The sequence below is a fragment of the Leuconostoc rapi genome, from assembly GCF_016908715.1.
In the GTDB taxonomy this organism is placed as follows: domain Bacteria; phylum Bacillota; class Bacilli; order Lactobacillales; family Lactobacillaceae; genus Leuconostoc; species Leuconostoc rapi.
Window position 1 is genome coordinate 44,612 of record NZ_JAFBEK010000004.1, and the last position, 23,847, is coordinate 68,458.

At 35.5% G+C, this 23,847-nt stretch carries 38 protein-coding genes; 13 read left to right on the forward strand and 25 right to left on the reverse strand.

Annotated elements, in window-relative coordinates; translation table 11 throughout:
• Window positions 1-43 precede the first annotated feature (43 nt).
• The 10 genes from JOD28_RS05205 to JOD28_RS05250 all read left to right on the forward strand — a co-directional run bounded on the left by JOD28_RS05205 (window position 44) and on the right by JOD28_RS05250 (window position 3,778).
• Window positions 44-316, forward strand: a complete 273-nt coding sequence (locus JOD28_RS05205) for a type II toxin-antitoxin system RelB/DinJ family antitoxin (RefSeq protein WP_060391595.1) — start codon at window positions 44-46, stop codon at window positions 314-316.
• A complete protein-coding gene (locus JOD28_RS05210) occupies window positions 303-584 on the forward strand; it encodes a type II toxin-antitoxin system YafQ family toxin (RefSeq protein ID WP_060391596.1) in 282 nt (93 codons plus the stop codon). The genes JOD28_RS05205 and JOD28_RS05210 overlap by 14 nt, the downstream gene beginning before the upstream one ends.
• A 408-nt stretch (window positions 585-992) precedes the next feature.
• The gene (locus JOD28_RS05215; RefSeq protein WP_060391597.1) at window positions 993-1,220 is read left to right on the forward strand and encodes a hypothetical protein; all 228 of its coding nucleotides are present in this window, start codon (window positions 993-995) and stop codon (window positions 1,218-1,220) included.
• Entirely contained in the window at window positions 1,217-1,531 is a 315-nt protein-coding gene (locus tag JOD28_RS05220) for a hypothetical protein (RefSeq protein ID WP_224132426.1), read from the forward strand. The genes JOD28_RS05215 and JOD28_RS05220 overlap by 4 nt, the downstream gene beginning before the upstream one ends.
• A 222-nt stretch (window positions 1,532-1,753) precedes the next feature.
• Window positions 1,754-1,972 carry a hypothetical protein gene (locus tag JOD28_RS05225; protein ID WP_060391598.1) on the forward strand — a complete coding sequence of 73 codons (219 nt, stop codon included), beginning with the start codon at window positions 1,754-1,756 and terminating at the stop codon, window positions 1,970-1,972.
• Between the two features lie 365 nt (window positions 1,973-2,337).
• Window positions 2,338-2,580, forward strand: a complete 243-nt coding sequence (locus tag JOD28_RS05230) for a hypothetical protein (RefSeq protein ID WP_060391599.1) — start codon at window positions 2,338-2,340, stop codon at window positions 2,578-2,580.
• A complete protein-coding gene (locus JOD28_RS05235; RefSeq protein WP_060391600.1) occupies window positions 2,555-2,920 on the forward strand; it encodes a hypothetical protein in 366 nt (121 codons plus the stop codon). The genes JOD28_RS05230 and JOD28_RS05235 overlap by 26 nt, the downstream gene beginning before the upstream one ends.
• Window positions 2,907-3,200, forward strand: a complete 294-nt coding sequence (locus JOD28_RS05240) for a hypothetical protein (RefSeq protein ID WP_060391601.1) — start codon at window positions 2,907-2,909, stop codon at window positions 3,198-3,200. Before JOD28_RS05235 ends, JOD28_RS05240 begins: the two co-directional genes overlap by 14 nt.
• A 17-nt stretch (window positions 3,201-3,217) precedes the next feature.
• Window positions 3,218-3,511, forward strand: a complete 294-nt coding sequence (locus JOD28_RS05245) for a hypothetical protein (RefSeq protein ID WP_060391602.1) — start codon at window positions 3,218-3,220, stop codon at window positions 3,509-3,511.
• A gap of 18 nt (window positions 3,512-3,529) precedes the next feature.
• Window positions 3,530-3,778 carry a hypothetical protein gene (locus JOD28_RS05250; RefSeq protein ID WP_060391603.1) on the forward strand — a complete coding sequence of 83 codons (249 nt, stop codon included), beginning with the start codon at window positions 3,530-3,532 and terminating at the stop codon, window positions 3,776-3,778.
• Window position 3,779: 1 nt separating this feature from the next.
• Here JOD28_RS05250 and JOD28_RS05255 read toward each other — a convergent pair whose 3' ends face one another.
• The 6 genes from JOD28_RS05255 to JOD28_RS05275 form a co-directional block, all read right to left on the reverse strand.
• On the reverse strand, window positions 3,780-3,968 hold the full coding sequence (locus JOD28_RS05255) for a hypothetical protein (protein WP_060391604.1): 189 nt from the start codon (window positions 3,966-3,968) through the stop codon (window positions 3,780-3,782).
• A gap of 164 nt (window positions 3,969-4,132) precedes the next feature.
• Window positions 4,133-4,882, reverse strand: coding sequence for an SDR family NAD(P)-dependent oxidoreductase (locus tag JOD28_RS05260; RefSeq protein ID WP_060391605.1), 750 nt, complete (start codon window positions 4,880-4,882; stop codon window positions 4,133-4,135).
• A gap of 28 nt (window positions 4,883-4,910) precedes the next feature.
• Complete coding sequence (locus tag JOD28_RS09765) at window positions 4,911-5,210, reverse strand: alpha/beta fold hydrolase (protein WP_224133035.1); 300 nt, start codon at window positions 5,208-5,210, stop codon at window positions 4,911-4,913.
• Window positions 5,182-5,673: an alpha/beta fold hydrolase gene (locus tag JOD28_RS09770; protein ID WP_224132440.1), complete on the reverse strand. Its 492-nt coding sequence runs from the start codon at window positions 5,671-5,673 to the stop codon at window positions 5,182-5,184. Before JOD28_RS09770 ends, JOD28_RS09765 begins: the two co-directional genes overlap by 29 nt.
• Window positions 5,674-5,768: 95 nt before the next feature.
• Window positions 5,769-6,776 (reverse strand): NADP-dependent oxidoreductase, encoded by a 1,008-nt coding sequence (locus JOD28_RS05270; protein WP_060391606.1) that lies wholly within the window; start codon window positions 6,774-6,776, stop codon window positions 5,769-5,771.
• 11 nt (window positions 6,777-6,787) lie between these two features.
• Window positions 6,788-7,795, reverse strand: coding sequence for an NADP-dependent oxidoreductase (locus tag JOD28_RS05275; RefSeq protein ID WP_060391607.1), 1,008 nt, complete (start codon window positions 7,793-7,795; stop codon window positions 6,788-6,790).
• A gap of 168 nt (window positions 7,796-7,963) precedes the next feature.
• Here JOD28_RS05275 and JOD28_RS05280 point away from each other — a divergent pair, with 168 nt between their 5' ends.
• The 3 genes from JOD28_RS05280 (at window position 7,964) to JOD28_RS05290 (ending at window position 9,324) form a co-directional block, all read left to right on the forward strand.
• Window positions 7,964-8,512, forward strand: a complete 549-nt coding sequence (locus JOD28_RS05280) for a TetR/AcrR family transcriptional regulator (protein WP_060391608.1) — start codon at window positions 7,964-7,966, stop codon at window positions 8,510-8,512.
• Window positions 8,513-8,699: 187 nt separating this feature from the next.
• Complete coding sequence (locus tag JOD28_RS05285; protein ID WP_156415752.1) at window positions 8,700-8,846, forward strand: hypothetical protein; 147 nt, start codon at window positions 8,700-8,702, stop codon at window positions 8,844-8,846.
• Window positions 8,847-8,856: 10 nt separating this feature from the next.
• Window positions 8,857-9,324: a hypothetical protein gene (locus tag JOD28_RS05290; RefSeq protein WP_180384638.1), complete on the forward strand. Its 468-nt coding sequence runs from the start codon at window positions 8,857-8,859 to the stop codon at window positions 9,322-9,324.
• A gap of 181 nt (window positions 9,325-9,505) precedes the next feature.
• Here JOD28_RS05290 and JOD28_RS09910 read toward each other — a convergent pair whose 3' ends face one another.
• The 19 genes from JOD28_RS09910 to JOD28_RS05390 form a co-directional block, all read right to left on the reverse strand.
• Complete coding sequence (locus tag JOD28_RS09910; RefSeq protein WP_404819044.1) at window positions 9,506-9,583, reverse strand: putative holin-like toxin; 78 nt, start codon at window positions 9,581-9,583, stop codon at window positions 9,506-9,508.
• 334 nt (window positions 9,584-9,917) lie between these two features.
• Window positions 9,918-11,978, reverse strand: a complete 2,061-nt coding sequence (locus tag JOD28_RS05305) for an ATP-dependent DNA helicase (protein WP_167343926.1) — start codon at window positions 11,976-11,978, stop codon at window positions 9,918-9,920.
• 313 nt (window positions 11,979-12,291) lie between these two features.
• Window positions 12,292-12,372, reverse strand: coding sequence for a putative holin-like toxin (locus JOD28_RS05310; RefSeq protein WP_167343931.1), 81 nt, complete (start codon window positions 12,370-12,372; stop codon window positions 12,292-12,294).
• Window positions 12,373-12,703: 331 nt separating this feature from the next.
• On the reverse strand, window positions 12,704-13,300 hold the full coding sequence (locus JOD28_RS05315; protein WP_060391611.1) for a hypothetical protein: 597 nt from the start codon (window positions 13,298-13,300) through the stop codon (window positions 12,704-12,706).
• A gap of 29 nt (window positions 13,301-13,329) precedes the next feature.
• The gene (locus JOD28_RS05320; protein ID WP_060391612.1) at window positions 13,330-13,719 is read right to left on the reverse strand and encodes a hypothetical protein; all 390 of its coding nucleotides are present in this window, start codon (window positions 13,717-13,719) and stop codon (window positions 13,330-13,332) included.
• 215 nt (window positions 13,720-13,934) lie between these two features.
• Entirely contained in the window at window positions 13,935-14,177 is a 243-nt protein-coding gene (locus JOD28_RS05325; RefSeq protein WP_089896169.1) for a hypothetical protein, read from the reverse strand.
• A gap of 15 nt (window positions 14,178-14,192) precedes the next feature.
• Window positions 14,193-15,677: a MobP2 family relaxase gene (mobP2, locus tag JOD28_RS05330; protein WP_143471123.1), complete on the reverse strand. Its 1,485-nt coding sequence runs from the start codon at window positions 15,675-15,677 to the stop codon at window positions 14,193-14,195.
• The gene (locus JOD28_RS05335; protein WP_089896168.1) at window positions 15,661-15,969 is read right to left on the reverse strand and encodes a hypothetical protein; all 309 of its coding nucleotides are present in this window, start codon (window positions 15,967-15,969) and stop codon (window positions 15,661-15,663) included. The genes mobP2 and JOD28_RS05335 overlap by 17 nt, the downstream gene beginning before the upstream one ends.
• Window positions 15,959-16,672: a hypothetical protein gene (locus JOD28_RS05340; RefSeq protein WP_089896165.1), complete on the reverse strand. Its 714-nt coding sequence runs from the start codon at window positions 16,670-16,672 to the stop codon at window positions 15,959-15,961. Before JOD28_RS05340 ends, JOD28_RS05335 begins: the two co-directional genes overlap by 11 nt.
• Complete coding sequence (locus JOD28_RS05345) at window positions 16,673-17,458, reverse strand: DNA/RNA non-specific endonuclease (protein WP_089896173.1); 786 nt, start codon at window positions 17,456-17,458, stop codon at window positions 16,673-16,675.
• Window positions 17,459-17,823: 365 nt separating this feature from the next.
• On the reverse strand, window positions 17,824-18,201 hold the full coding sequence (locus JOD28_RS05350) for a hypothetical protein (protein WP_089896160.1): 378 nt from the start codon (window positions 18,199-18,201) through the stop codon (window positions 17,824-17,826).
• A gap of 208 nt (window positions 18,202-18,409) precedes the next feature.
• Window positions 18,410-19,378 (reverse strand): hypothetical protein, encoded by a 969-nt coding sequence (locus JOD28_RS05355; RefSeq protein WP_089896158.1) that lies wholly within the window; start codon window positions 19,376-19,378, stop codon window positions 18,410-18,412.
• A gap of 4 nt (window positions 19,379-19,382) precedes the next feature.
• On the reverse strand, window positions 19,383-19,817 hold the full coding sequence (locus tag JOD28_RS05360; protein WP_089896156.1) for a single-stranded DNA-binding protein: 435 nt from the start codon (window positions 19,815-19,817) through the stop codon (window positions 19,383-19,385).
• Window positions 19,807-20,163, reverse strand: a complete 357-nt coding sequence (locus JOD28_RS05365; RefSeq protein WP_089896154.1) for a hypothetical protein — start codon at window positions 20,161-20,163, stop codon at window positions 19,807-19,809. The genes JOD28_RS05360 and JOD28_RS05365 overlap by 11 nt, the downstream gene beginning before the upstream one ends.
• Window positions 20,132-20,410 (reverse strand): hypothetical protein, encoded by a 279-nt coding sequence (locus JOD28_RS05370; RefSeq protein WP_224132441.1) that lies wholly within the window; start codon window positions 20,408-20,410, stop codon window positions 20,132-20,134. The genes JOD28_RS05365 and JOD28_RS05370 overlap by 32 nt, the downstream gene beginning before the upstream one ends.
• Before the next feature lie 18 nt (window positions 20,411-20,428).
• On the reverse strand, window positions 20,429-21,394 hold the full coding sequence (locus tag JOD28_RS05375) for a replication initiator protein A (RefSeq protein ID WP_089896152.1): 966 nt from the start codon (window positions 21,392-21,394) through the stop codon (window positions 20,429-20,431).
• A gap of 4 nt (window positions 21,395-21,398) precedes the next feature.
• Window positions 21,399-21,659 carry a helix-turn-helix domain-containing protein gene (locus tag JOD28_RS05380; RefSeq protein ID WP_204769813.1) on the reverse strand — a complete coding sequence of 87 codons (261 nt, stop codon included), beginning with the start codon at window positions 21,657-21,659 and terminating at the stop codon, window positions 21,399-21,401.
• A 296-nt stretch (window positions 21,660-21,955) separates the two neighbouring features.
• A complete protein-coding gene (locus JOD28_RS05385) occupies window positions 21,956-22,273 on the reverse strand; it encodes a MazG nucleotide pyrophosphohydrolase domain-containing protein (protein WP_204769814.1) in 318 nt (105 codons plus the stop codon).
• A 300-nt stretch (window positions 22,274-22,573) separates the two neighbouring features.
• Window positions 22,574-23,836 carry a 2-hydroxycarboxylate transporter family protein gene (locus JOD28_RS05390; RefSeq protein ID WP_204769815.1) on the reverse strand — a complete coding sequence of 421 codons (1,263 nt, stop codon included), beginning with the start codon at window positions 23,834-23,836 and terminating at the stop codon, window positions 22,574-22,576.
• Between the last annotated feature and the right edge of the window lie 11 nt (window positions 23,837-23,847).

A 23,847-nucleotide genomic window follows, 5' to 3' on the forward strand; every position in this document is an offset into this window, starting at 1 on the left:
AGAATACTTTTGTGTTAAAATGAATACAGAGGTATAAAAGATAATGACAACACAAAAAAAAGCCAATTTAAACGTAAAAATTGATCCACAACTCAAAACAGAAGCCGAAACTATCTTTGAAGACATGGGATTAACAACAACCGCAGCAGTTAATATGTTCATTAAACGTGTGATTGATGATAGAGAGCTACCCTTTAAACCAAGAGTGACATCAACACTTGATAAAGCGCTTGATGATATTGAAAACAACCGTGTTGAAACCTATGATACGGCAGCAGACTGGAAAGCATCGTTAAAAGAATATGTACAAAGTTAGACAGTCAAATCAGTTCAAAAAATCAGTTAAACGTGTTGTGAAGCAAGGAAAAGACCTTGATAAATTATTTCATATTGTTGACCTTATTTTAAGCGGTGATCCACTGCCGGCTCACTATAAAGACCATGTTTTAAATGGAAAAAAATGGCACGGCATTAGAGAATTACACATTGAGCCAGATTGGCTCCTTGCTTATCAGATAGACAATGGCGAACTTGTCCTATTACTCGTTGACACGGGTTCTCATTCACAAATGTTAGGTATGTAAAAAGCAGTTAGTTATTAACTGCTTTTTACATATCATAAAATACTTCCCCCAGTCCCCCGGACACAATCTTGACAGGCGTGGTTTAATACCACACCAATCAAGACCGTTGGGGGTTCAAAAAAGCCATCGCACAAATGTTTACTCCGAAAACATTTGTGCGATGGCTTTTTCCCTGCTGGCTGTTTTTTGTGCGGTTATTCTGGTGTATGTGACTACCAAAACTCTAACAAGCCAAACAAATCTAAGGACTAAAGTCCAAAGATTTGGGGCTAAATTTGCAAGGCCAAGCACTCCGTGTCGCTGCGCGAGCTTTGCAAACCCGCCCTAGCTTGTTGTCGTTTGTCCGTTCACAAACACCATCAGAATAAAACGGCAACACAAAGCAGCCGTCAGGAAAGGGTTTTTAAGATGATACCAATTTACTTTAGATTTGAAAAATCAACATGTGTAACACAACGCTGGGCTTCAGCTGATAGAAATATTGTTGTTCACGGTGGCTACCCTGTGGCTTTTCAAGTTTACAATCACTGCCGTAGCAAAGATTATATTCTTAGTGACATGACAACTTTTTTTGCGGAAAGATACGGCCACAACATTCAATTGATTGAAGTAAAAACAACGGAGAAAAACGCATGACAAAGCAATTCTATGATGATTTTAGCAAATTACCAATCGCAAAAATGGCCCAATCTATTGCGGATATGACCTATTTGTTTAACGAAACTAAAATTCCCACAAATCATTACAAAAATCAATTAAGTAAAGGTTTTGAAGAAATGGTTGAAGCCAATGTGAGTGTGGCTTTGGTAAATACTATATTTAATACCCTGCAAGCTTTGCAAAAGGAAAGCCCTAAGTTGTTCTATCAAGCTATGTTGTGCCTTGACACCAAAGTGAAGCCAAGTAGTATTACCCCTAGTCAATATCAAGCAATGGAATTTACCTGATCGCAATTTGAATTGAGCAAAAAGAAAAATTTCTTTGATAAAGACTTTATCCAAATTTTTAATCAAGTCGAAGAAAATGGTCTAACCTATTACACGCAAAATCAACAGGAGACAGATGACAATGACTGATGAAGCAATGGCATTAAGTGCCTTTATTGTTGGCGAACTCACTCAGGGTCATCACATCACATTAAGAACGACAATTTAAGGGGAATAATAAATATGGCAATTGTGAACGTGACATATGTTGAAACTTTAGTTAAAACCGTAGCAGTGAATGTCCCAAATACGTTCACAGATGAACAGAAAATAGCGCAAGCTATTCTAGTTGGTAAGCAACACTATTTTGAAGAAAAAGTTGTTTTAGGTAGTAACGATTTCGATAGTCGAGAAATATATGCCGAATACAAGCAAATAACAACTGATTACGAAAAATTTTAAACGGACATAGGCGCGTGGATTGATAAAAGTTAACGGTAATACTTTTTTGCCGTGTTCCCCAGACCCGCAAGCGGGATCAAATGCGCTTCGCTTACCTGCCATGCTCATGGGTGTCATTTCGCTTTGAGTCAAACATTGTGCCACAACCAGTGACTTGTAAGCTGTGGTGGTTTTACCACAGCAACAAGCACTAGCCCCAAATAAAAGGGCTACGTGAATTCGCTCCGCTCTCCCTTTTATTTGGGGCTGCTTGTGACGCATTGTCTTCGTCAAAACGAAATAACACACCAATCACAGACAGGGCCGGCAGGAAAAGGTTTCTGATTGGTTGGTCTACATAGGCTTTTTAGCCCAGGAGCATGCACATGTCACGAGTCACAAAATTTTTATTACTGATACCAGCCGCTATTATCATGCTAGATGTTTTGCTTATGATAATTAATGGCACGCTATTAATGGTGCTACTCACCTTTTTTGGCTTTTATCTCATCGCCTCGTTGGCTTTCAAAGAATCAGCTTTCGAGTCTTTGAAACGTTGGATCAATACGGGGCATCTAAGCAACAATCACCAGGAGGTTAATTATGGTCAACCCACACGAAAATCTTAAACAGAAAATTATGCGTCAAAGTGCCCTTCAAGAAGTTCAACAAACCGTTGCCACCTTTAAGTCGCTTGAGGAGTCACTAGACCAATTGTTGGCAATTGAATTAACGCAATTGGACACCCAATATTTACATCTCGCTGAATTAGCGGCTGATATTGATGATGCTGAGTTTAGTCACGAATTGTATCTTCTAGCTAATAATCATTTAAAAGCACGTCGTCAAGGGCTTAAAACAATGATTTTGCTATGTAGAAACGCACGCATTAGTAACTCAGCAGTCTTAATCAGACTGGCAGACCGCCAATCTCACTTAGAAAAGGAAATACCTGATGTCAAAGATTAAAGCCTGGACACCTTCAAAACCAAAGAAACGCGATTCTAAAAGAGACGCTCGCCTTGATAAAATTAGGAAGAAACTTGCCCTATATGAAAAAGATTATTTACCGCAAGAATTGCGTCAAATTCAAGCACGACAAACAGAAGCACGGCAAGCTGCTAAGTTAAAACGTAAACACAATCAAGCAATCGATCAAAAACGGCGCGAACGGGCACAAAAAGCTTTGGATAATACGTCTTATAGCAATAAAAAAGCAAAAGTGCGTTTTGTCAAACATAATCAATAACCTAAGGAAGTCAGAATATGGAGAAGAAAATCCTAGAAAAACTAATCATAGTGCCAATTGATGGCCAACCTACCTACCCAAATCTAGCCAAAAAAATATACAACGACACCTTATTCGGACCACGGATTCAACGACGGGTGCAAAGGTTATTATTAGATCACCCAGAAGGCTTAAACGAACGTGGTCATGATTGGTATTTTGGCTACCTAGTCTGTGCCTACACGCAAGTTTATTTTGGCATCAAAAATTTATTAAATTACCAAAGCGTCACGCAAGAAATATTTCAATATTGTTCTCAACAAAAAAATTAACGACAGGAGGTAATCAGTATGTTGGTATTTAGTTTATGTATTTTAGCGATGGTTACTTGTTGGCTCTTAGGACATATCATTGGTTGGATTTTATATACCCTGATTATTTTGTTTGGGACACTTTTTATCCATTGGCGGGTGATTTTGGTTGGAATTATCGTATTAATTTTTGTCGCTAAGTTTGGTTGGCTCATGTTACTAATTACTGTGGTTTCACTGTTTTTTGGCATGATGATTGTGCTAGAATGTGCCAGTAAAAAAGACTAACCTACTTACTGGTGACGGTTAGCCCTGTTTCATGTTTAATTTGTTGCTTGATTGCCGGTATCTGTTCACGGTATGTTCCTTCAAGGCGAGCAATCTGTTGTGATGTTGTCGCATAGCCTATTTTATAATACTCAAAAAATATATTTATCATACCGGAATAGACTTCATCCACAATCCGAACTTCATAAATTGTGTTCGATTTTCATATCGTTACACGGACGTCGATTTTATAAGTTATGTCGAGAAATTAATCATATAATCCAATACATTTATTATAGTATTATTAAGCTTCCTTTATGACAAATGCTTAATCTTATTTTAAAAATTGCCATGTATAAAATTTCTTTATTATCCTCAACGACGACCGGCTAATGCGCCACCATCCAACACCAATTCTGAACCTGTTGTATACTTGGCTTCGTCTGAAGCTAGATATGTCACAGCTTTAGCAACATCTTCTCCTTGACCAAATGGTGGAATTGATTCATGTTGTTGCTCCATTGCTAATTTCATATCTGGTGGTAACAAGGCTGTCTCAACAAATCCGGGATGAACCGAGTTCACACGAATAGTTTTATTCATTGCAATAGCCTCTATAGCAGCAGCTTTAGTGAGCATGCGCGTGCCACCCTTTGAAGCAGCATAGGGACTTACGCCAGGCATACCAGCCATCATACCTAAAACAGAAGAAACATTGACAATTGACCCTGCTGTCATTTTATTTAACGCTGCACGAATACCTAGAAAATTACCCGTTAAATTGATATCCATGACATTTTGCCATTCTGCCAAACTTGTTTGTGACAGTAACTTACCTGAAGCACCTACACCCGCATTATTGACTAATATATCAAATTTACCAAACTTACTAATAGTTGCATCAACAACAGTGTTCCACTCGTCTTCTTGGCTAACATCTTGCTTTAAGTAAATCACGTCATCTGAAGTACCCAATTCTTTTGCAACTGAATTTCCTAATTCTTCACGACGTCCTGTGATAACAACTTTGGCGCCTTCAGACAAGAAGTCCTTAGCAATTGCTTTACCAATTCCTGAAACACCACCAGTAACAATTGCAACTTTATTCTTTAAACGATCTGTCATAATAATTAATCTCCTATTTTTCCAATAACTAGTTTTGTTCTAAAAACTTATTAACATCATTCACAAATGTTTCGTAATGTTGAAAAATGCCACCATGTCCAGCATCTGGATAAATGATAAGTTTACTTTTAGGTAATCGACGCGCCAACTCAATTGAATTTGGCGTCGGCACCATACGGTCATGATCACCGTTCACTACCAATGTAGCCTGCGTAATTTTAGATAAGTCAGCAGGATCAGCTAATCCCCAATGTCTAATAGCTTTCAATTGTGTACGATAAGACGACCAGCTGGTTGACTTATCGCGTCGTTCTTTTCTTTCCTCCAAACGTCTCAAAAATTCTTTTGCTTTTTTTTCGGCCGTTAGCAGTACGCGTAAAGAAAAGATAAGTTTTAACATCTTTTAGAGTAAAGACACTTCGAATAGTGTCTAGATCAGAGAGTCTTGCGACGTTTTCAATATTTTCACCACCTCGAGGACCGGTACCAGACAAAATTAATTTACGAACCAAATTAGGTTCGTAATTTATTAATTCTTGGGCAATCATACCACCCATCGAAAAAGATAAAACATCAATTTTTGACAATCCCAATGCCTTAATAAAATCTAAAGCATCTTGAGCCATCTGCTCAATGCTATTTGGCGTTTTTCCGCTAGATGAGCCGATACCTTTATTATCAAAGGTGATCACCCAATGTTTCTCAGCAATGCCATCAATAACTCTAGGATCCCAATTATCAAGATTGGCCGATAAATGTGTAAAAAATACGACTGGAATACCTTTTTCCACCTAACTCGCGGTACGCATATCTCGTACCATCTAAACTTGTAATCGTCTGATTTGGTGCTCTTATATAACTAGTTTTCATAAATAGCATTTCCTTTCTAATATGTGTTCTCTAAATTTAATAGAACTTTTCCTTGGCTTTGTTGCGTTGCAATTTTTTTTATTGCTTCATTAACTTGTAAAAAAGAATATTCCGAATCAATTATTGGTTCAAAGTGTGTTTGTTCAATAAATTTAGTTACCTGTTTCAATTGTTCCCCATTGGCTTCTACGTATAAAAAATCATATTGTACTTTAGATAGTTGCGCCAAATTATCAAAAACAAAACCAATGAGTGAAAACAGAATTTTTCTAGAGTACGAGAAATTTTGATTACGTTGAGCAAACCTTTTATTTGGTCCACCGTTTAAAGAAATCATACGCCCACCTGGCTTCAACAATTTTAAATGTTTTCTTACAGTTTCAACGCCACGTGTATCAATCACATAGTCATAGATATGTTCATGTTGATCATAATCTGTACTCATATAATCAATAAATCCAGCATTCAACTTCTCTGCTATTTTCCTTGAAGGTTTGCTGCCACTAACTGTTACTTGCAATCCCTTAGATATGGCGTAGGGTACCGCAACTTGACCAAAACCACCTGTACCACCGGAAATAAACAATCTCTCACCAGCTTTTGGTTTGATCATCTGGAGTATTTGCATAATCGTTAGTCCAGACAAAGGCACTGCTGCTGCTTGCGCAAAAGACAAATTTTCAGGCATTTGCGCAACATAATCAGCGTCTACTGCAATGTATTCAGCAAAAGCTCCCATATCATCAAGTGATGGCATGGTATACACATAATCACCAGCATTAAATTTATTGACCTGAGAACCAACTTCAACAACAATTCCTGAAAGTTCATTTCCTAAAGTTTTTGGAAAATCGTAGCGACCAAATAATTTCACTTTTCCAGTGAGTGCCAACACGATATGAGGATCAACACCAGCTACCATAACTTTGATCAATAGTTGATTATCTCTTATTTTAGGGGTAGAAATATCATTGATGTCTACGTTTAGTTTGGGAGAATATACTGACATTTGTACTGCTTGCATAATAATTTTCCTTAAAATCTAATAACTACTTTTCCTTTAGGGTGACCATGCGCAACCAATGATAATGCTTCGTTAATATCATCAAGCGTAAAGTGAGTGGGGTCAACAAAAGGTACAATATTATTATCTTCAATAATTTTGGTTACTTCTTGGAGTTGTTTTCCATCACTTCGTACAAAAATAAAATGATATTCAATATTCCGTTTCGCAGCTTGACTATCAACTTTCATACCCGATATGGAAAATAATTTTTGTTTCCACAATGGAAAATCATTTGCTATAGCATAACGCCTATTTGGGCCAGCTTGAAGCGAAAGTAAACGCCCACCGCCATCAGATTTGATGATAGATAATTCATGGGCAATTTCGCTTGCTCCTAATGTATCAATGACATAATCAACATCATGCAATACTTCCCAATAATTTTCTCTTTTATAATCAATATATTGATCTGCCCCTAACGCCAAAATGTGCTCTTGTGACTCGGAGTTGCCACTAACAATAACTTTCAGTCCCATACTTTTGGCAATTGGAACGGCTAGTTGTCCAAAGGAACCAGACCCACCCGAGATGAAAACTGATTCTCCAGCTTTAGCCTCTAATTCTTCATGTAATCCTTGAAATGCTGTCAAACCTGTTAGGGGGACTGCAACGCCGCTAACAAAATCAAGATTAGCAGCAAGAAGTCCAATCGCATCAGCTTCGACAGCCACATATTCTGCAAATGCGCCAATTTTTGTTAGTGGCAATCGGGAATAGACCGCATCATTAACCTGATATTGTGTAACATTCTTACCAACTTTTACTACAATACCTGACATTTCATTGCCAAGAATCAATGGCATGCTATAATTTTGTATCAGCTTTACAGCACCTGTTCCAATTAATTTTTCTAATGGGTTGACTGCTGCAGCTTTTACCTGCACCAAGACCTCATCATCATTGATTTCTGGTATTGGAACATCGACAATTTTAGCTTCAAAGTTTTTTGAATATTTTATTATTTGTGCTGCTTTCATTACTAATCACTCCTCAATTTGTTATTACGTTACATTTTACAACACTTGTTACTTTTTATATTATTCTTATGAGTAACAAATGTCAAGCTTTGTTACTTAATGATTAGTGTGATATCATGTAATAGACTTTAACTCTTCATTAATGTATAGAAAGTGGACAAAATAATTATGGAGAAACTAACACAAAAAAAAATCATCGATACCACCAAATTGTTAATTTTAGAAACAAACACAACTGATGTGACACTTTCTCAAATTGCGAATAAACTAGGTGTCACACATGGCGCTATATATAAGCATTTTAAGAATAAACAAGAATTGTGGGAGGCCGTTGCAAAAGGCTGGTTTAATCAAATGATATCTGAACAAATTACTATAACAGCACAAAATATGCCAGACAAAAAGACCTATTTACACGATTGGTTATGGCTATTTGTCAATGCAAAAAAACGTGCTTATAATGAAAACCCAAAAATGTTTGTATTAAATACGCAATATATTGATAATAACCCCTTTGCCTTGAGATCGGTTCTAAAAGAATCTTACCAAAAAATTGACGCTATAATGAATTATAATGATCCAGATTTAGAAAAGGCTGAAGCTATTATGTCAGCTTTTGCCGTTTTTACGCTACCAAATTTCAAAGAGCTATGGAATTTACCTGATTATCAAAAAAGATTCGAAGCAATTTGGAATTTAATTAGTTTTGGGATATAGGTTTTTTAAACAATCGCTGTCATCAATTAAGTATTTCAGTATTACCACGTCCATAACGTAACCCAAAGTAACAATTGATCTATTTAATACCTCTATATTTAACGATATAATTCATTCAAAGTTAAGAAAGAGGTAAAAGACATGACAAAACGCATGAAGGAACTAAACAGTAGTATGGTATCGTGATATGGAAACTGCTACAGGCGTATTCAATGATACATTTGACTTGTACCAGTTTATTACTAACTTACAAGGGTTCTCAGACAACTACAACCGTACAATTGAAGCACTAGCACGCTATGCAAGAAACAAATTTGAAAGTTACAACTCTTAAAGGAAGAATCATGAAATTAGATGAATATTTAAAATTAAATAACACCACGAGATACGAAGTTGCTAAAATATCCGGCATACCAGAAACATCATTTAAAAGTATACGTAATAGGGATGTGAACAACCTATCTGGGCGTTTTTACCGCGCCATAGGGTTAGTGTTAGGCAAGACCGGCGGACAGATATATGACGAAATCACAGCTGATGAGAACACGGTGTTTAACTTCTTGGGTAAACACCACGTACACGACAAGGAACGTGTGACCGAACTACTGGATTACATGCTGTATTTCAAAAAACATGATATTGATGTTACTAATGTATCATTTAACAGATTTGAGAATGAAATAGAAAACGGCAACATTTCAGGAGATGAAGATGATGTATTGAAAGTCATTGATAATTTGATCGAAAATTTTAAAAACATGAAAGAAAATGTTGAATCAGGTAATTTGCCAACACTTGAAAAAATAGACTAACCACGTATATATCCCCATATCTTTCAATATCAGCAAGCAAGTTATTGAAAATAGAATAACTTGTTTGCTATAATAAAGACATAAAAAGCCGTAGCACGAACTACGACTCCTAGCAAACCCGTTTCGACGGTGACTTCGTTTTTAATCAGTTATGACTATCTACTTGCCAAAGCTAAGATAGTCATTTTTTATTGCTGTTTTTTATCAGCTCAACAACTAATGCGATCAACGCTAGGACAAACATCCCAAAACTAATCATTAGTTGTAAAATATCCGGTACGGACACCAGGCATCTCCTTTCCTAGGATCTGGGTTTACAGTTTTAACACCATAAGCACCACCACCTTCCAAGATAGCCACCATCTTAACTTGTTTGCAGTAATTAGTATAATATATCTCAAAATTGCAATTGGTCTAAAACTCAAACGCTTGTGGAATTTAAAAAAACGAGTAATAATATAAGGCTTCCGAAGACTTTGTTAAAATTTTTTTGGAACCCTTATTTTTTACACCATTGACAAGCTGATATATCGGCGGTTTGAATAGCCATCTTCAGTATTATGCTATCTTGTTTTCTCTATATCCAATATTATCTAGGTGTGCCATACCTTACCTTTCATTCCATCTTTAAACAATTCTTCTCTTACATACTCCTCACCCTCGATATCAACTCCATTTAACCAATTCATGTAGAAAGTTTTCATTTCATCATAGTTTGTATGCAGAAGAATATTATGGCCTTGAAACCAGTCAACAATTCTAGGATCAGTACTTATTCTCGGATCTGTAATAACCAGGGTACCATAATCCTCTGTGGTTCTTATTAATCGACCAATTCCTTGTTCAAGTTTAATAAACATCATAAAATATTTTAGTTCTTCAATCTGTTTGGCATTACCCTCAGAATCCTCGGCATTTAGCTCATCCATCTTAATTGTATAGAGAGGATTAGAGATGACTGGGAATGGCAACTTAGTGATGACTAAACCTTGAAGTGCAGTGCCTGGAACAGAAAATCCAGTATAGTAACTTCCAGAACCAACCAGTATAGATTTTTTATCCTTTTTAAATTTATCAACGGTTATGGGATTTTGACTTTCACCTTTCTTTTGAACTAACACAGTCCTGCCAATCTTATCACTGACATTACGCAACCTTTTACCAATATTATCCTTTAACTCTAACGATGTAGTAAGTATCAATATTCCTCCTGCAATACGCTCTGCCAACACATCTATTTCATAGACTATATGAAAGGCGTGCCTATTCGCATCATTAATAATATGCGAATTACGTTTAATAGGGTTGAATTTGTCCATTCCTATTCCATAAATTTGTTTATCCCATTCAAAAATGGACGAATATTTATTCAGAATAAATTCTTGATTCGTCAAATACCAATTTTTTGCCAAAATTTTGGGTGCAGTACGCGTCCCAGCATTCGCAGAAAACGTACCTGACAACAATATCAGTGGATTATTCGAAGACAATCTCTTTAAAAATAAATTTAAATTTTCGCCAAAATTTTTAGGGGCGTAGCAAATTTCATATGTATCATGTGTAACGTCAAACTCATACCAAGATTTATAAACCTTTGTCAAAAGCATTGTGTCTAATTGCTCAGAGATTTTAGCTAATTTGTTAGTAGCAGAATAATTAAAATCATTCCTTGCTTGGGCTAAGGCTTCTTTCAAATGTTCATTTATGCTTCTAAAAATTGCAATTTGAGTGTTTTCAAATTGGAAAGTACCTCGTCCACTATAGATTTCATCAGATTTTTTATTTAATTCTTTTATCATCTGATTAAAATTAGCTTGTCTATTTAATGAGAGAAATTGACGAGCTACCTTCTTTAAATCTTTCAGTCGAAACCGTTTGGTGTGTGCTTCCAAAAAGTTTTCCTGGAGTTCATGTGCCTCATCAATCACAATTATTTTATTTTTCAAGTCGAGGACCGGTGGATAAGGTTCAAGATTGGCAGTTGTTAAGTAAGCGGATATCAGTTGCTGTTGGTTGGTAATTGTTAAGTGACTGCTTTTCTTTAAGTCTCTACGATATTGATGACCTACACAATCACAGGAATAATTTTCTCCACTGGGAATCTTAATCAAATCCCATTTCTCTGGCGTAATGTCAAATTCGAAGTCCGTTATTAATTCATCCTTTAATCCAGTTATTGTTTTTTTAAAAAAGCGATTCAGTATTTTTTGTTCTTCTGATGAAAAAGAAGTTTGATTTAATTGATATCCTTTAAAACAAGCAGTATTATTTTTCCCCATAGCTAACTTTGCCTCGTGAGGATACAACAAACCAAGATCGATCAACGTCTTTTTTTCTTCGTGCCATAATTGAGATTGAAGTCCTATTGTAGCAGTAGCATATATAACTCCTTTGAATGGAAGGTGCATATTTTTTGCTGCAACGATTGCAGGAATTAGAGTTCCCAATGACTTTCCAGTTCCAACAGGTGCTTCTTCAAATAAAACTTTGTTAGAACCATATTCAGTATTCCTACAATTTTTAATATAGGAGTAAATATCTAAAGCCATTTGAACCTGAGCATGCCTAGGAGAAGAATTATATTTTTTAGCTAGTTTTTGATCAAATATATCAATTATTTCATCGCTTAAGTCCGTCATTTCATCTCCGTTCATCTTCTCACAGAAGAGTGGTCCCATTTAATCCCAAACCAATCTGCTTATTTTACTTAGTAACCGTTAGATGAAACATATTCTTAAAAATTCATATTAAAATATTGCGTATCCATTAGTAACTCTCTATTATTATACGAACATCGGTTCTCATATGCAAGCAAAACTTTCAGTAAGACAAAATAAAGATGGCGTGTTATAATAAAGACATTAGAAAAGAGCCGTAGCGCTAACTACGACTCCTAGCAAACCCGTTTCAGACGGTGGCTATAATTTAGTTAACTAAAATAACCATTATCAGTCAAAGATAAGATGGTTATTTTTTTTTGCTAATTTTTTCGATTAACAAAACTACGAACGTCAAGATGCCTAAGATGAATCCACCAAAGGCAAGCATGAGTTGTAGCGCATCCGATACGGACACGAGGCCTCTCCCTTCCTAGGATCTGGGTTTACAGTTTTAAAACCATAAGCACCACCACCTTTCAGGATAGCCACCACCTTAACTTGTTTGCTTCAACTAGTATACCATACGCCAGAATAGCAATTGGTCTAAAATCTGATTTCTTGTGAAGTTTTAAAAAAAGTTAACCAAAATAGGTCTTCCAAAGACTTTGTGAAAGTTTTTTTGGATGACCTATTTTTTGTTACTTATAAACGTTGATGTAACGTTACTTATGATAGTAACTGTTATGTTAACTTCAATTGGTATAGTTACAAATTGAACTTTAAATGATCTTGCGAGTATAATACTGACTTTTCTGCTGCCAAAAATTTTTTTTACCATCATCAGTAAGTTCGTACATTGCAAATATATTGGATGCTTTTTCTTGTATAACTACAAAAAGCGCAGCTAATGATTCAAATAAGTATTCAATGGTGCCAAATACAGGCAATGAATTTACGAAATTATGACGTAGATTTTGATAGGCGTTATTATATTTGCAGTTGACACGTCCTTTTGTATCTAAAATAAAGTCTCCATCTTCCTTAACCATAACCACTCGTTTTTCAATCATTTCAAACACATCGCTATAATCTTTTTTACTTAGCTTATAGGAGTTCATTGTTACGAAAACTCTTGGTTTTGAATTTTCATTATTAAACTTATTGAAAAAAAATTCATCGTAATTTTGTTTGTCAGAACCTTCAAACTTGGCGACTGACTCAATCAAAGTGAAGATTCTAAGTTCTAATTCACCTATAAAAGTTGAATAGACATTTTTTTGTTTTTCGTCGAAAGTAATTTTATAAGATAAATCAACAACTTCTTTTTCTATATTTCGATATATCATCAAAAATTCTTCGGGAACTGTCTCTGTCATTTGCTTTCTCACGCTAACTCAGTTTTTACTTAGAAGTCTTTAAAACTTAATTTGACTTCAGAAACAGTATCATCATTAAGCTCTACTAATGAGTTATAAATTCTTGGTTTTTTATCGAGGACAAAGATTGCGTCTAAGTCTCTCAATTGGTCGGCCGATAAGTATGAGAATGTTGGATCTAAGTATTCAGCAAGTCTTTTTTGTAATTGCGAGTAAACTTCTAAATATTTCTCATTGGAATAGTTTGTAAACGCAGTTCCTTCTGTAACCGAATTCCAAACTGTGTATAAAGATCCATCCGTTCTTTGAACCAAAATTACACGATGAACTGATGGCATACCAAGGTTTGTGATTACTACATCGGCATGGCCTAACTCTTTATCTGCTGATGATTTAATGTAAGACTTGTTTTCTAACATAATGTCCTCCTATTAGTTAACCCTAATTATACAACAACAATGGCATTTATAATTGGAAAAACCATCTCTTTGAGATAATCGGAGCAGTCCAGTTGATGTTTCACAATTTTTTTTGTGAAAGAGCTATGTTCAACCCAATTTTACAATCTATCATTTATTGACCCTTTCTTTGGGATTTTTTATTAGATCTTCACTATTCATTATCTTGGACTCTATTAACGGACTATTAGTTCAAAACGTTCTTGATTTTCTATTTCTGTCAGTAATTTGCTCAGACTGTAATCAGTAATGTCGAATTTATCCGCAAGCATCTCACGACGATTATTATCAATATCCTTAACTGTGAATCGTTTTGATAGAAGTCGGGATAGTTTAACTGCTACCTCAAGTCTAGGTAAGTGGTGATAGCGGTCATCTTTGTTATTCGCATAAGCGCATATATAATCATTTGTTGTCATAATAAAGTTTTCTCCTTACATTCCTCTTGATAGTTGATCTTCATATTCTTCTTGAATCTTTTCTTGTTCAACCTTCTTTTGATTTCTTAAGAATTGGCGTTCTGCATTAGTTTCCGCACGAATGTCTTGCCGCCAAAGGCGATTTATCTTATTAAATGAGCTGCCACGAACTGGTATTTGGTTATCAATTTTGTTTAAACTTGGCTTAGGTTCCTTGTTCAAGGGCTGATTGGGGATATTTTTTTCCTGAGGGTTAGAGGCAATTTCTGGTTTCATATCAATAATACCTCTGTTACGCTTTTTGACATGAGTCAACAATTCTGTCATTTGTCGGTCAATATCATTAATTGAATTATCTTCAATTTGCCCTAAATGCCGGTAAAGTTGATTAGCCAAACGCTTACGTAATTCATCATCCTTATTCTCTGACCATTTGCGTTGACCTTTGTGCATGACTCCTTTATCTTTAGTGTTTATTTCATCATATTGTTTTGTTAAACTTTTAAAACCACTATACTCTGTCTTCAATTCTTTTGAGAATATTGTGTCAAGTAACTCATTAGTCAATTGATTGGCATGAGCCATCCTGCCACCTTTCCTTGAGTTAAGTGTCGTATTTCCAACTTGCCAACGCCCCTTCATGTCCTGAGGCAACGCACTATAAATATTTTTGATATCCTGAGAATATTTAGCCGTCAATAAGTTTTCAGGGGCACTTTCAACTATCTCTTTTTTTAATGCCCCCACTTCCCGCAAAACTTCTTCGTGCCTCATTAATTCCTGTGAACCCATCTGTTGCTTACGAAATTGTCTTTTGGCTTGTTCAATGACTGCTAACGGTATCACTCCAATTGGTTGTCCCTTGTATGGACCTTCTGATTTAATCATTTCAGGTCTAGTTTCAGCGGTTTTCTTTGCAAACCACAAGTGCATATTTAAGTGATCAGTGTCTTGATGTATCACACCAAACCACACAACATCTTTTTCATTTTCACCTAAAGATAAATTAAACCCTTTATTGATTAAAGTTTTAGCCACTTCTTGTTCCGCGTGTTTTAACTTATTCTGGTCAATCACTTGCGTTTCGGGATCATACAGGTTATTTTCTACTAACCAATCACCCCTAATTGAAAACGCTAATTCATGAATATTGTTGCCATTGGCTTGCGCTTCATCTAGTTGTTTTCTCAGTTGTGAAATATCGTGGTTATCGTAATTGAGTTTTTCTTCGCCAAATATAGGATGCGTCTCTGTCACCGACGTGCTTCGATTAGCGTATCCGCGTTTGTTAAACTGTTCTTTCAATGCAATTAAATCAGTTATTGAAGCATTATTTAAATCACTTGTTTTCTCGGAATTATTGGCATAATCAACAAGATTGGAATAGGCTTGTCCTTTCGCACTCGCCGAACTTGAGGTGACAAATTGTGCGGGTAGATTGACCATTGCCGTATTTTTTTCACCTAGTGCAAAAGCTGCAATCTTACCAGTTTTCGCCATTTCCCAATTCCTCCATAATGTCTTGTAAAGATGTGAAATCTTGAGAATAGGCGCTAACCAAACGGATGACTCGTTTGGTTGATAGGTTGAGCATCTTACCAACTTCATTATGTGATTGTTGATAATTATTAAGCAGCACATGGCATAGTTGTGATAGATAGTAATTTGTTTGATCACGTTCCGATTGGCTATCTGCCATTTCGTGAACTTTTGTAGGATGATGCCAATTAAATTCATCAATTTGTTTTAAATATTTGGATAAATTTGTTTTTGTGTGGTCATCAGTCGTCATAAATCTGCCCTCCAGTTTGATGGTATTTTTTAATTAATTGTTTGTCTCGCCCACGAATTTTTTTATATTCTGCATATGCTTGTCCTAACTCATTATTAGAATTGATTTCTGTTGGTGCACCGAATTGCTGGAATTCTGTTTGATTGATTGGGTTGATGGCATATTTTACAAAACCATTTTGTGGATCAATGACCTCTGGAATATATTCTAGTTGTCGTTGCTGCATTGTCAAAAGGAATCCTAGTAGATTTTCTATATTTGATATTTGTGTTATTAATTTTAAATCATCTTTTTTTGAGCTGACACCATTAACCTTCTGGGCCAGTTCTGAAATACTTAGACTTGCATTGCTCGAATTGAGCGCAATATTTTCTACGAAGAAATGCAAAACGAATTTGTAAATACTACTTCGACTAAATTTAACGTTTAACGCACTTGGGTGTCTGTTAACCCAATGCACCATTTGTTGAAAATACCATTCTTCATCTCTGGAATTTTTGATACCAATCATTTTTGGTTTCGCATCATAAATTGATTGATCTATGTCAAATTCTTGTAACAACTTATCAATAAAGTCTAGTTCTGATTTAACCTCTAAAGGAATTTCAGTAGGTACAGTGTTTTCATATTTTTTCGATAGGCTATTTCTTCTTTTGATGAGTGCTTTCATTTGTTCAGTCTTGAATTCTATTGAATCTTTCACTTATTCGCTCCTCTTAGCTTTGCCGTTTAAGTAGTTTATCTGCCAACCATCTTGAACGTTAAAAACATAGATATTAAATTTCAAAGTACCATCATTTGACTGTGCCATCATGTGAACGCCACGAGGTACTAATTCAACATTTTTGTATACTGGTGTCACTTGGTATCGAACATAGTGATCTGTTGATTGATGCAAATAATCGGCAACTTCTGTTTCATAGGTCACCATACTTTTTGCATTCACGCGACTATCAGCATTCAATTGTCGTGTCCCTGTAATTAGATTTCGACCTTCGTTGTTTAATCCAGTAAATTGATAACCAATCAGGTGGCTACGATTATATAACCAGTCCGTATTATTAGTCCCTGTTTTAATGGCATGATAGCCTGGTGTTTTGATTGTTAATCGCTCACGGGCTTTATATTTTTGCGAAGGCGGCATTAATTTTTGATTCAGTAGTGCATTAGCAACTTGTGGTCTGCCAAGCCAATCAAGTGACGATAATTTTTGCCATCCGTCTTGTTGAAACTGTAATTCTTTTTTGTTGAAAATAGGTTGATTATTATTGATTTCAACAACTGTTTGTCCACTATAATTTAAACTCGCAAGTTCATCAGTTTGCGTTGGTGTACTACTTTGTTTTTCGAGATTGACAACTTGTGACTGCGCACCAATTGAAACAATTTTTTGTAAAATAGTGACACGGTTTAAATATGCAATTCCTATCAACACAATAAGTACTAATAATATTCTTCTAGCAAATCTACCACGTTTATAATTTTTCATTTGATACTCTTCTCTTTTTTTATTTATAAATAAAATCAACCATATGTTTAAAATTTGAAGGCGGGTCCCCTAGGACAAATAAGTAGATTAAAAATGTCACGATAACCATAAATAATGCGGAGTACAGGACAATTAATATTTTTTTAAGATCCTCATCTACTTGTTTATTCCTGTCATTAATAACCCAGATAATTAAACCAGCCGCCGTTAATATATATATAATCGTACCAAAGATATTATTAATCAAACTTTCTTTTAAAGGGATAAGAACGTAAAAACATAAAAGTAATAAGCCTGACCAAATTGTCAGTACAATTTGAATAATCTTCATCTCATATTTCCTTTCTAAGTATTCACAAATTTATTTATTCAAAATCATTCAAGTCAATTGACTTTGGTAATTTTTTTTCCTGAGGGCGAGCGTTTTTTTGAATTCGTTCTACCTCATCATTTAAGTCTGGGAAATACATTTCAAGTCGTGCAAGAATTGTTTTAAACATTTCACCAATAGCGATTGTATTTTCGTTCAAACCATGTATCACATTGTTGTTTGACATAATCAAATCGTCCAGGTAGCTGTGCAATATGTTTGTTGCGTTATCTTCCTTGATTCTTTTTGCGTAATCTGTAATGACGATACGCAATAATTCGTTTGTTGACGTTCCTTCTTCTTTTGCACGTTGATCAATGATGAATAAATCATCTTTTTCAAGACCACGGACTTCTTTTCTAACTAATGCCATTGTGAACCTCCATTAAATCTTAGTAGATAGGTAACAGGTTAAGGGGAAATGTCGGCACGATGTGCCTAACTCCCGCCGTGCGGGCATTTCAAGTGCTGGGACATTTCAAGTGAGGTTAAACCCTTTTTAAACCACTGTTAAACCTTTTTTAAACCCTTTATCGTTAAAAAAAAATAGCCCATTAGGGAAACTAACAAATTATTTTAATTTATAAATCGGTTGGTCTTGGTAACAAAGATTTGCCTTCTTGAACCTGTGTTTTGCTCTTCTGTGTCTCATTGATATTTGCCTTAGCATGTTGAATATTTGATTGTGCATTACTAATTTGTGTTCGTATTTGAGTAATCGCATCGCGTGCATTATCAATGCTTGTCTGGGTATCTGAATTATCAGATTGGGTTAACATTTTTTGATAATTTTTGATGGCTGATTCTTGTTGATCAATAGCCTTTTGATATGCCACAATCGCTTTTGTATTCTTGCTAATCAACTTCTGTTGTGCTGTAATCTTGACATCACCTTCACTGATTTCAAGTTCTTTTTGAGTAACAAATGTCAGTGTGTTAGACTTGGAAACTTTGTCACGATTAATAATAAATTTACCGCTTGCATCGTGATTTGATGACTTCGTTTTCTTATTGCTCGAAGTATCGGAACTAACGCTACTTGGCGCTTCAACTGCGGCAGTGTTAATACTTTTATCTTGTGCTGTTAATGTCACAGCATTAAATTTATGACTCAAGTTTTTGAATTGCACCACGACTGTATTATTAGAAGTCGGTACCACACGACCAGTCACTTGATTACCACCATGATCTGTCGTTGCCGTGAACTTTATCTTACTAATATCCACTAAATCTTGATCAGAAACGGCACCATCTGAGATTGTATAATGCAATTCAAGCACACCATTATTTTTGTTAAAAACACTTTTTGTGAGGCTTGCCGTTTTGTTTAAAGTACCAAACGAAATTGGTGTGTTTAATTCTGTACTAGGCAGATTAGACGGCCGTGGTGTGACAGTAACTAGTACTGTTGTACTAAAGGCAATCAAGATAAATAGGCTAAATATGCCAATTAAATTTCGGCGCTGATGTTCTAAAAACCAGTCACTGAAATTTCCGAAATGTGCCAATAAAGACTTGATTTTATTCGCTAATGTTATCATTGCACTCATTTGTTTACCCCGCTACAAAATTGAAATCATCACTGTCAAAATCAGGATATGGTGGTAAGTCTTTGTCAGAAATGTTGTTATTATTTTGAGGCGTTTCTAACGTTGCACTATCTTGTTTTTTTGTATCTGATGCAGGGTTATAGATACGAAACTGAGTCACTTGGTTTTGGATGGTGTAAATTTTTTCACCCGTCGTTTTATCAGTGTAATTGTGATTTCTCATGACAAATTGCACTTCAACAACTTGTCCAACTTCCGTCACATAATCGTGGATTAGGTCGGCCGTTTTGTTAAACGCAACATAATCAATGTATGTTGCTTTACCATCTTTTAAATCATTGATTGCGAGTTTAAAATAAACAATTTTAGTTTGGTTTTCACCTCGAACAGTGAAGGTAACATGACGGACCAACCGGCCAACATGGTGGTTAATTTGCATAATAATTTCTCCTTTTTTGATCCAACGTCTCTATGACTGGTTTGAGTTGTTTTAATAAATAATCTTGAATCGTTGTGTTTAACTTGAAGACAGGAATTTGATTACCGGACTCGCTACAAGGCTTCTTTTTTAAAATTTTACAACCAACATAGTGATTCCCTAAAAAATCATCAAACAGCTCACCTTTGACCTTCATTTCTTTTGGTGGTAACCAAACAAAGGCCTGTCTAATCACAGCTTCCACTGCGTTACTTTTAAGTGCGTGCACTTGAATGACAACGTATTTGTTTTGTTGAATTTCATTTAAACTTTGTTCATCCAGCAGTGTCAATTGTTTGATTTTCATAATTTGCTCCTTTAGGTCTGGCCGCTTCATGAAATGGGAGTTGGTAGTGTGACATCAATCGTTGTATGATTTTGAATGATTGATTGGAAGTGCGATATAATCTCACTGCACCCTCACTTGCCAATTCATGTTTCTCAATCGCTGTGATAATCTGTTGACTCAGCTCACCAGATGAATTGGCAACGAATAATATATCAGCGTTGAAAAAATCTACTGCAATAAAAATGTTATATTGATTTGCCATCATTGCTCTACCCTCTCACATTCAGATTGACAATCTTGACACAGATTGTCTCGTTGTAATGGCGATATGGACACGATCATCTAATCCTTTTGAAAAATACGAACCAAACTTTTGGTAATTAGTTAAGTGATCACTCATGTATGCTAATTGTTCCTCAGCGGCCTGTTTAATTATGGTGATGATACTATCTTCGCCGTAAGTTAATTCCTTTACAGCTAAGATAGTATTCCCATTGTGAAGCTCGTCTAGCAAGTAAGTTTTAGCATGGACTAATGCATTGACTACCACACTAGCTTGTTCTGGGTCATCCAAAAGCAGGTCAGGAATTAAAACATGAACTAATGATCTGACATCTTGATTAGCAGCTAAGAGTTCTCCCATTGCGATTAATGAATCACTAGATGAATTTTTTGTATTTGAATTTTCAGCATTTATATTGTAATTCTCCTCATCATCCAAATCTTTAATATTTTCAATTTCACTTAAATCAGTCTCATTCAACTCAGTATCATTAGAGTCGCATTTTGAGACTTCTTGAGTTCTCAAATTGAGAATACCGGAAGTCGTATTTTGAGAATACCGGAAGTCGCAATTTAAGACTTCCTTGTCATCACTGGGTTTAGCAGGTATTTGATCAACATTTTTGAGTTCTAAGTTGCAAATATAGAGTCGATTTGGTTTATTAAATCCTTGGCGTTCTTCTTCTAAAAGACCAAATTTTTGTAATTCTTTCTTAATTCGAATCACTTTATCTTTACCAACACCTAGCTTTTCACCTAATTTGATATTGGGATAATACAAATAAACGTTACCTTGTTTATCTACCCAATTATTCTCAAGTGATAGCTTGAACCGATCTTTTAAAATTGCATAGGCTAATTTTGATTCTGGTTTCATGTCATGATAAACATCATTCTCAAACAAACCTTTTGGCATCATGTAAAATCGTTCACTGGTGTCAACTTGTTGTCTACTAATTCGTGGCATAACGCTATTTCCCTTCGGGGCTTATATTAATCTCATTTTTCATAGATAATTTAAAATTGCGATACCTATCAACCTCGTTTAGTAATTCGACTTCCGGAACTTCTAATACACGCGCTAGTGCCGCAATTTCGTCAGCATATACACGACCAATGTTCCGTTCAATTCTAGACAAACGATTGGGTGTAATGTGCATTAAGATGGCAGCCTCATCTTGAGTTAACTTATTTTGTAACCTTTTTTGAATTAAATAATCTCCCAAAGACATTAAACGTTCTCCTATTAAATTTGATATATTATGTTTGAAAAATTACAATTACAAGTTCTTTTCAATAAGAGAAACAAATTTGTAACATCACTTAATTAATAAAAAAAAGCATCCTACTTTAAGAGTAGAAATGCTTTTATATCAAGCCCTCAAACAGTAATATTCTATTTCATAATAGGATATACAACTAATTTATGTTGAAAATATATTAACGCTGGAACACACATATACTTTTTAAGCCATAGCAAGCATTCTCAACCGAGTCACTCAATATACCTTAAATGTTATTGGTATCATTAGTTATTAAAACGTTTTTTAAGTTTATTTTCGCTCTGCATCATTAGGTCTGAAACATCTAGATTATATTTATCACTCAAAATCAAAACTTGATCTAAAACGTCAGCCAATTCTTCTTTTAAGTGGTCACTAAGCGTTGAGGGTTTCTGCGATGCCTCGCCAGGATGATCACGTCCCAATTCAATAGTTCTAACCGTTTGCGCCAACTCGCCTACTTCTTCCATCAGAAAATTTAGACGGATAAAGGGTGAGTATTGATACCATTCACGTTCTTTATAAAAGTCGATTAACCATTGTCTATGTTCATCAATTATCATTATAAGTCTCCTTTTTTAAATGTTGGTATTAACGCTTCATTCGCATTTTTTGGATGAGATCGAAAATTTACTCCGCGCTATCACGTGTTAATACTTGAGAATTACTTTATGTTTTGCTTTTTAGAACAACAACCTCCAAAAAAACTGTTTATTCTTTAATTATACGAACGTGTGTTCGAATAAACAAGCGAACAAAAAATTAATTTTATAAAAAAGGAGTCGTATTTTTTTATTACGGCTCCAGTCGTCGTTCTCTTACTAAAAAACAACCTAGTTTATATCATCTTCAATCATGTTAATTTAATGCAAGAAATGAATGAGCACGCCTCCCAAAATCAGAACGATTGCACCGCCCATTCGATTTCCCATTTGAGCGAAAGCAATCATATCCATTCGGTTTGAAGCAGATAGTACCGCCACATTACCTGTGCCGCCCATACTATTGTCCGCCATTCCTGCAGCAATCGCAGATTCGACAGGATATAGGCCAAACAGTTTTCCAATCAGGGCGCTTGCAATACCCATTACAACAACACTGGTTAACGTTAAAAGAACAAATTTCCAGGTCAATGATTGTTCTAATACATGCAAATCAATCAATGCCAACCCTATGCCGGCTAATACTGCATGTGTCAAGTTGCCCATGATAATTTTGTTGAACATGACTACTGACTCCTCAAGCTGAGTCGGAATCAAGTTAAATGCCTTAACAATAATAACCAAAATAATAATGAAAGCATATGCATGAATTTTAGGAATAAAGCTATTTAAAATAGTGCCAACCAAGAAGAATGAAAAGGCTAACATCATGCCAACCCCAATACGCGTAACATCCAGATTCTTTATTGGTTTGCTTTTTTCATCTTCATTGATTGGCAATAAGACACCATGACCATCATACTTTGTATTTGCGCCAACTTTTGCGATTAATGCTGCACCTATAACAGCTAGAACATTCCCCAAGGTAACGGCAGGTATTAATTGAGAAAACATTGATCCGGAACTCACACCCAAACCTTGAGCGTAAATGTGCGACAGTGGCACAGCTCCAGCACCTATACCACCTGCCATCATTGGCATAGAAACAAACATCACTGAATGTCCAAAACCAATTCCCAGTAACATGCCAACCAAACCAACAGCAAAAAATCCTATAATCATGGCTGCTAAAGATACTGGGATAAATCTGACAGCCGCTTTAAGCAATAAATTACGATTCATTCCCAGAATGGCCCCAACGATTAATGCAGCAATATAAAAGTCTAATAACCCTTGGTCATTTAAAAATGTTTTAGTAGCATTTACGACATTCGCAGGTATAATGCCACTTGTTGCCAATGCAGCCGAAGCGAAAATGGTAAAAACAGATCCACCGCCAAGATAGGATTTAAACACAGGTAAGATATTGCCAATGTAGTAAAAAAGATGACCAAGCAAAACTAACAACAATGTCAAACCGAGCATATTAAGTGGCAATTTATTGAGTGCAATCGTAATGGCTAATATGATCACCATCAGGATATACAATGGCAAACTAACACCACTAATTTTTATTTTTGTCATTTCATCTATGT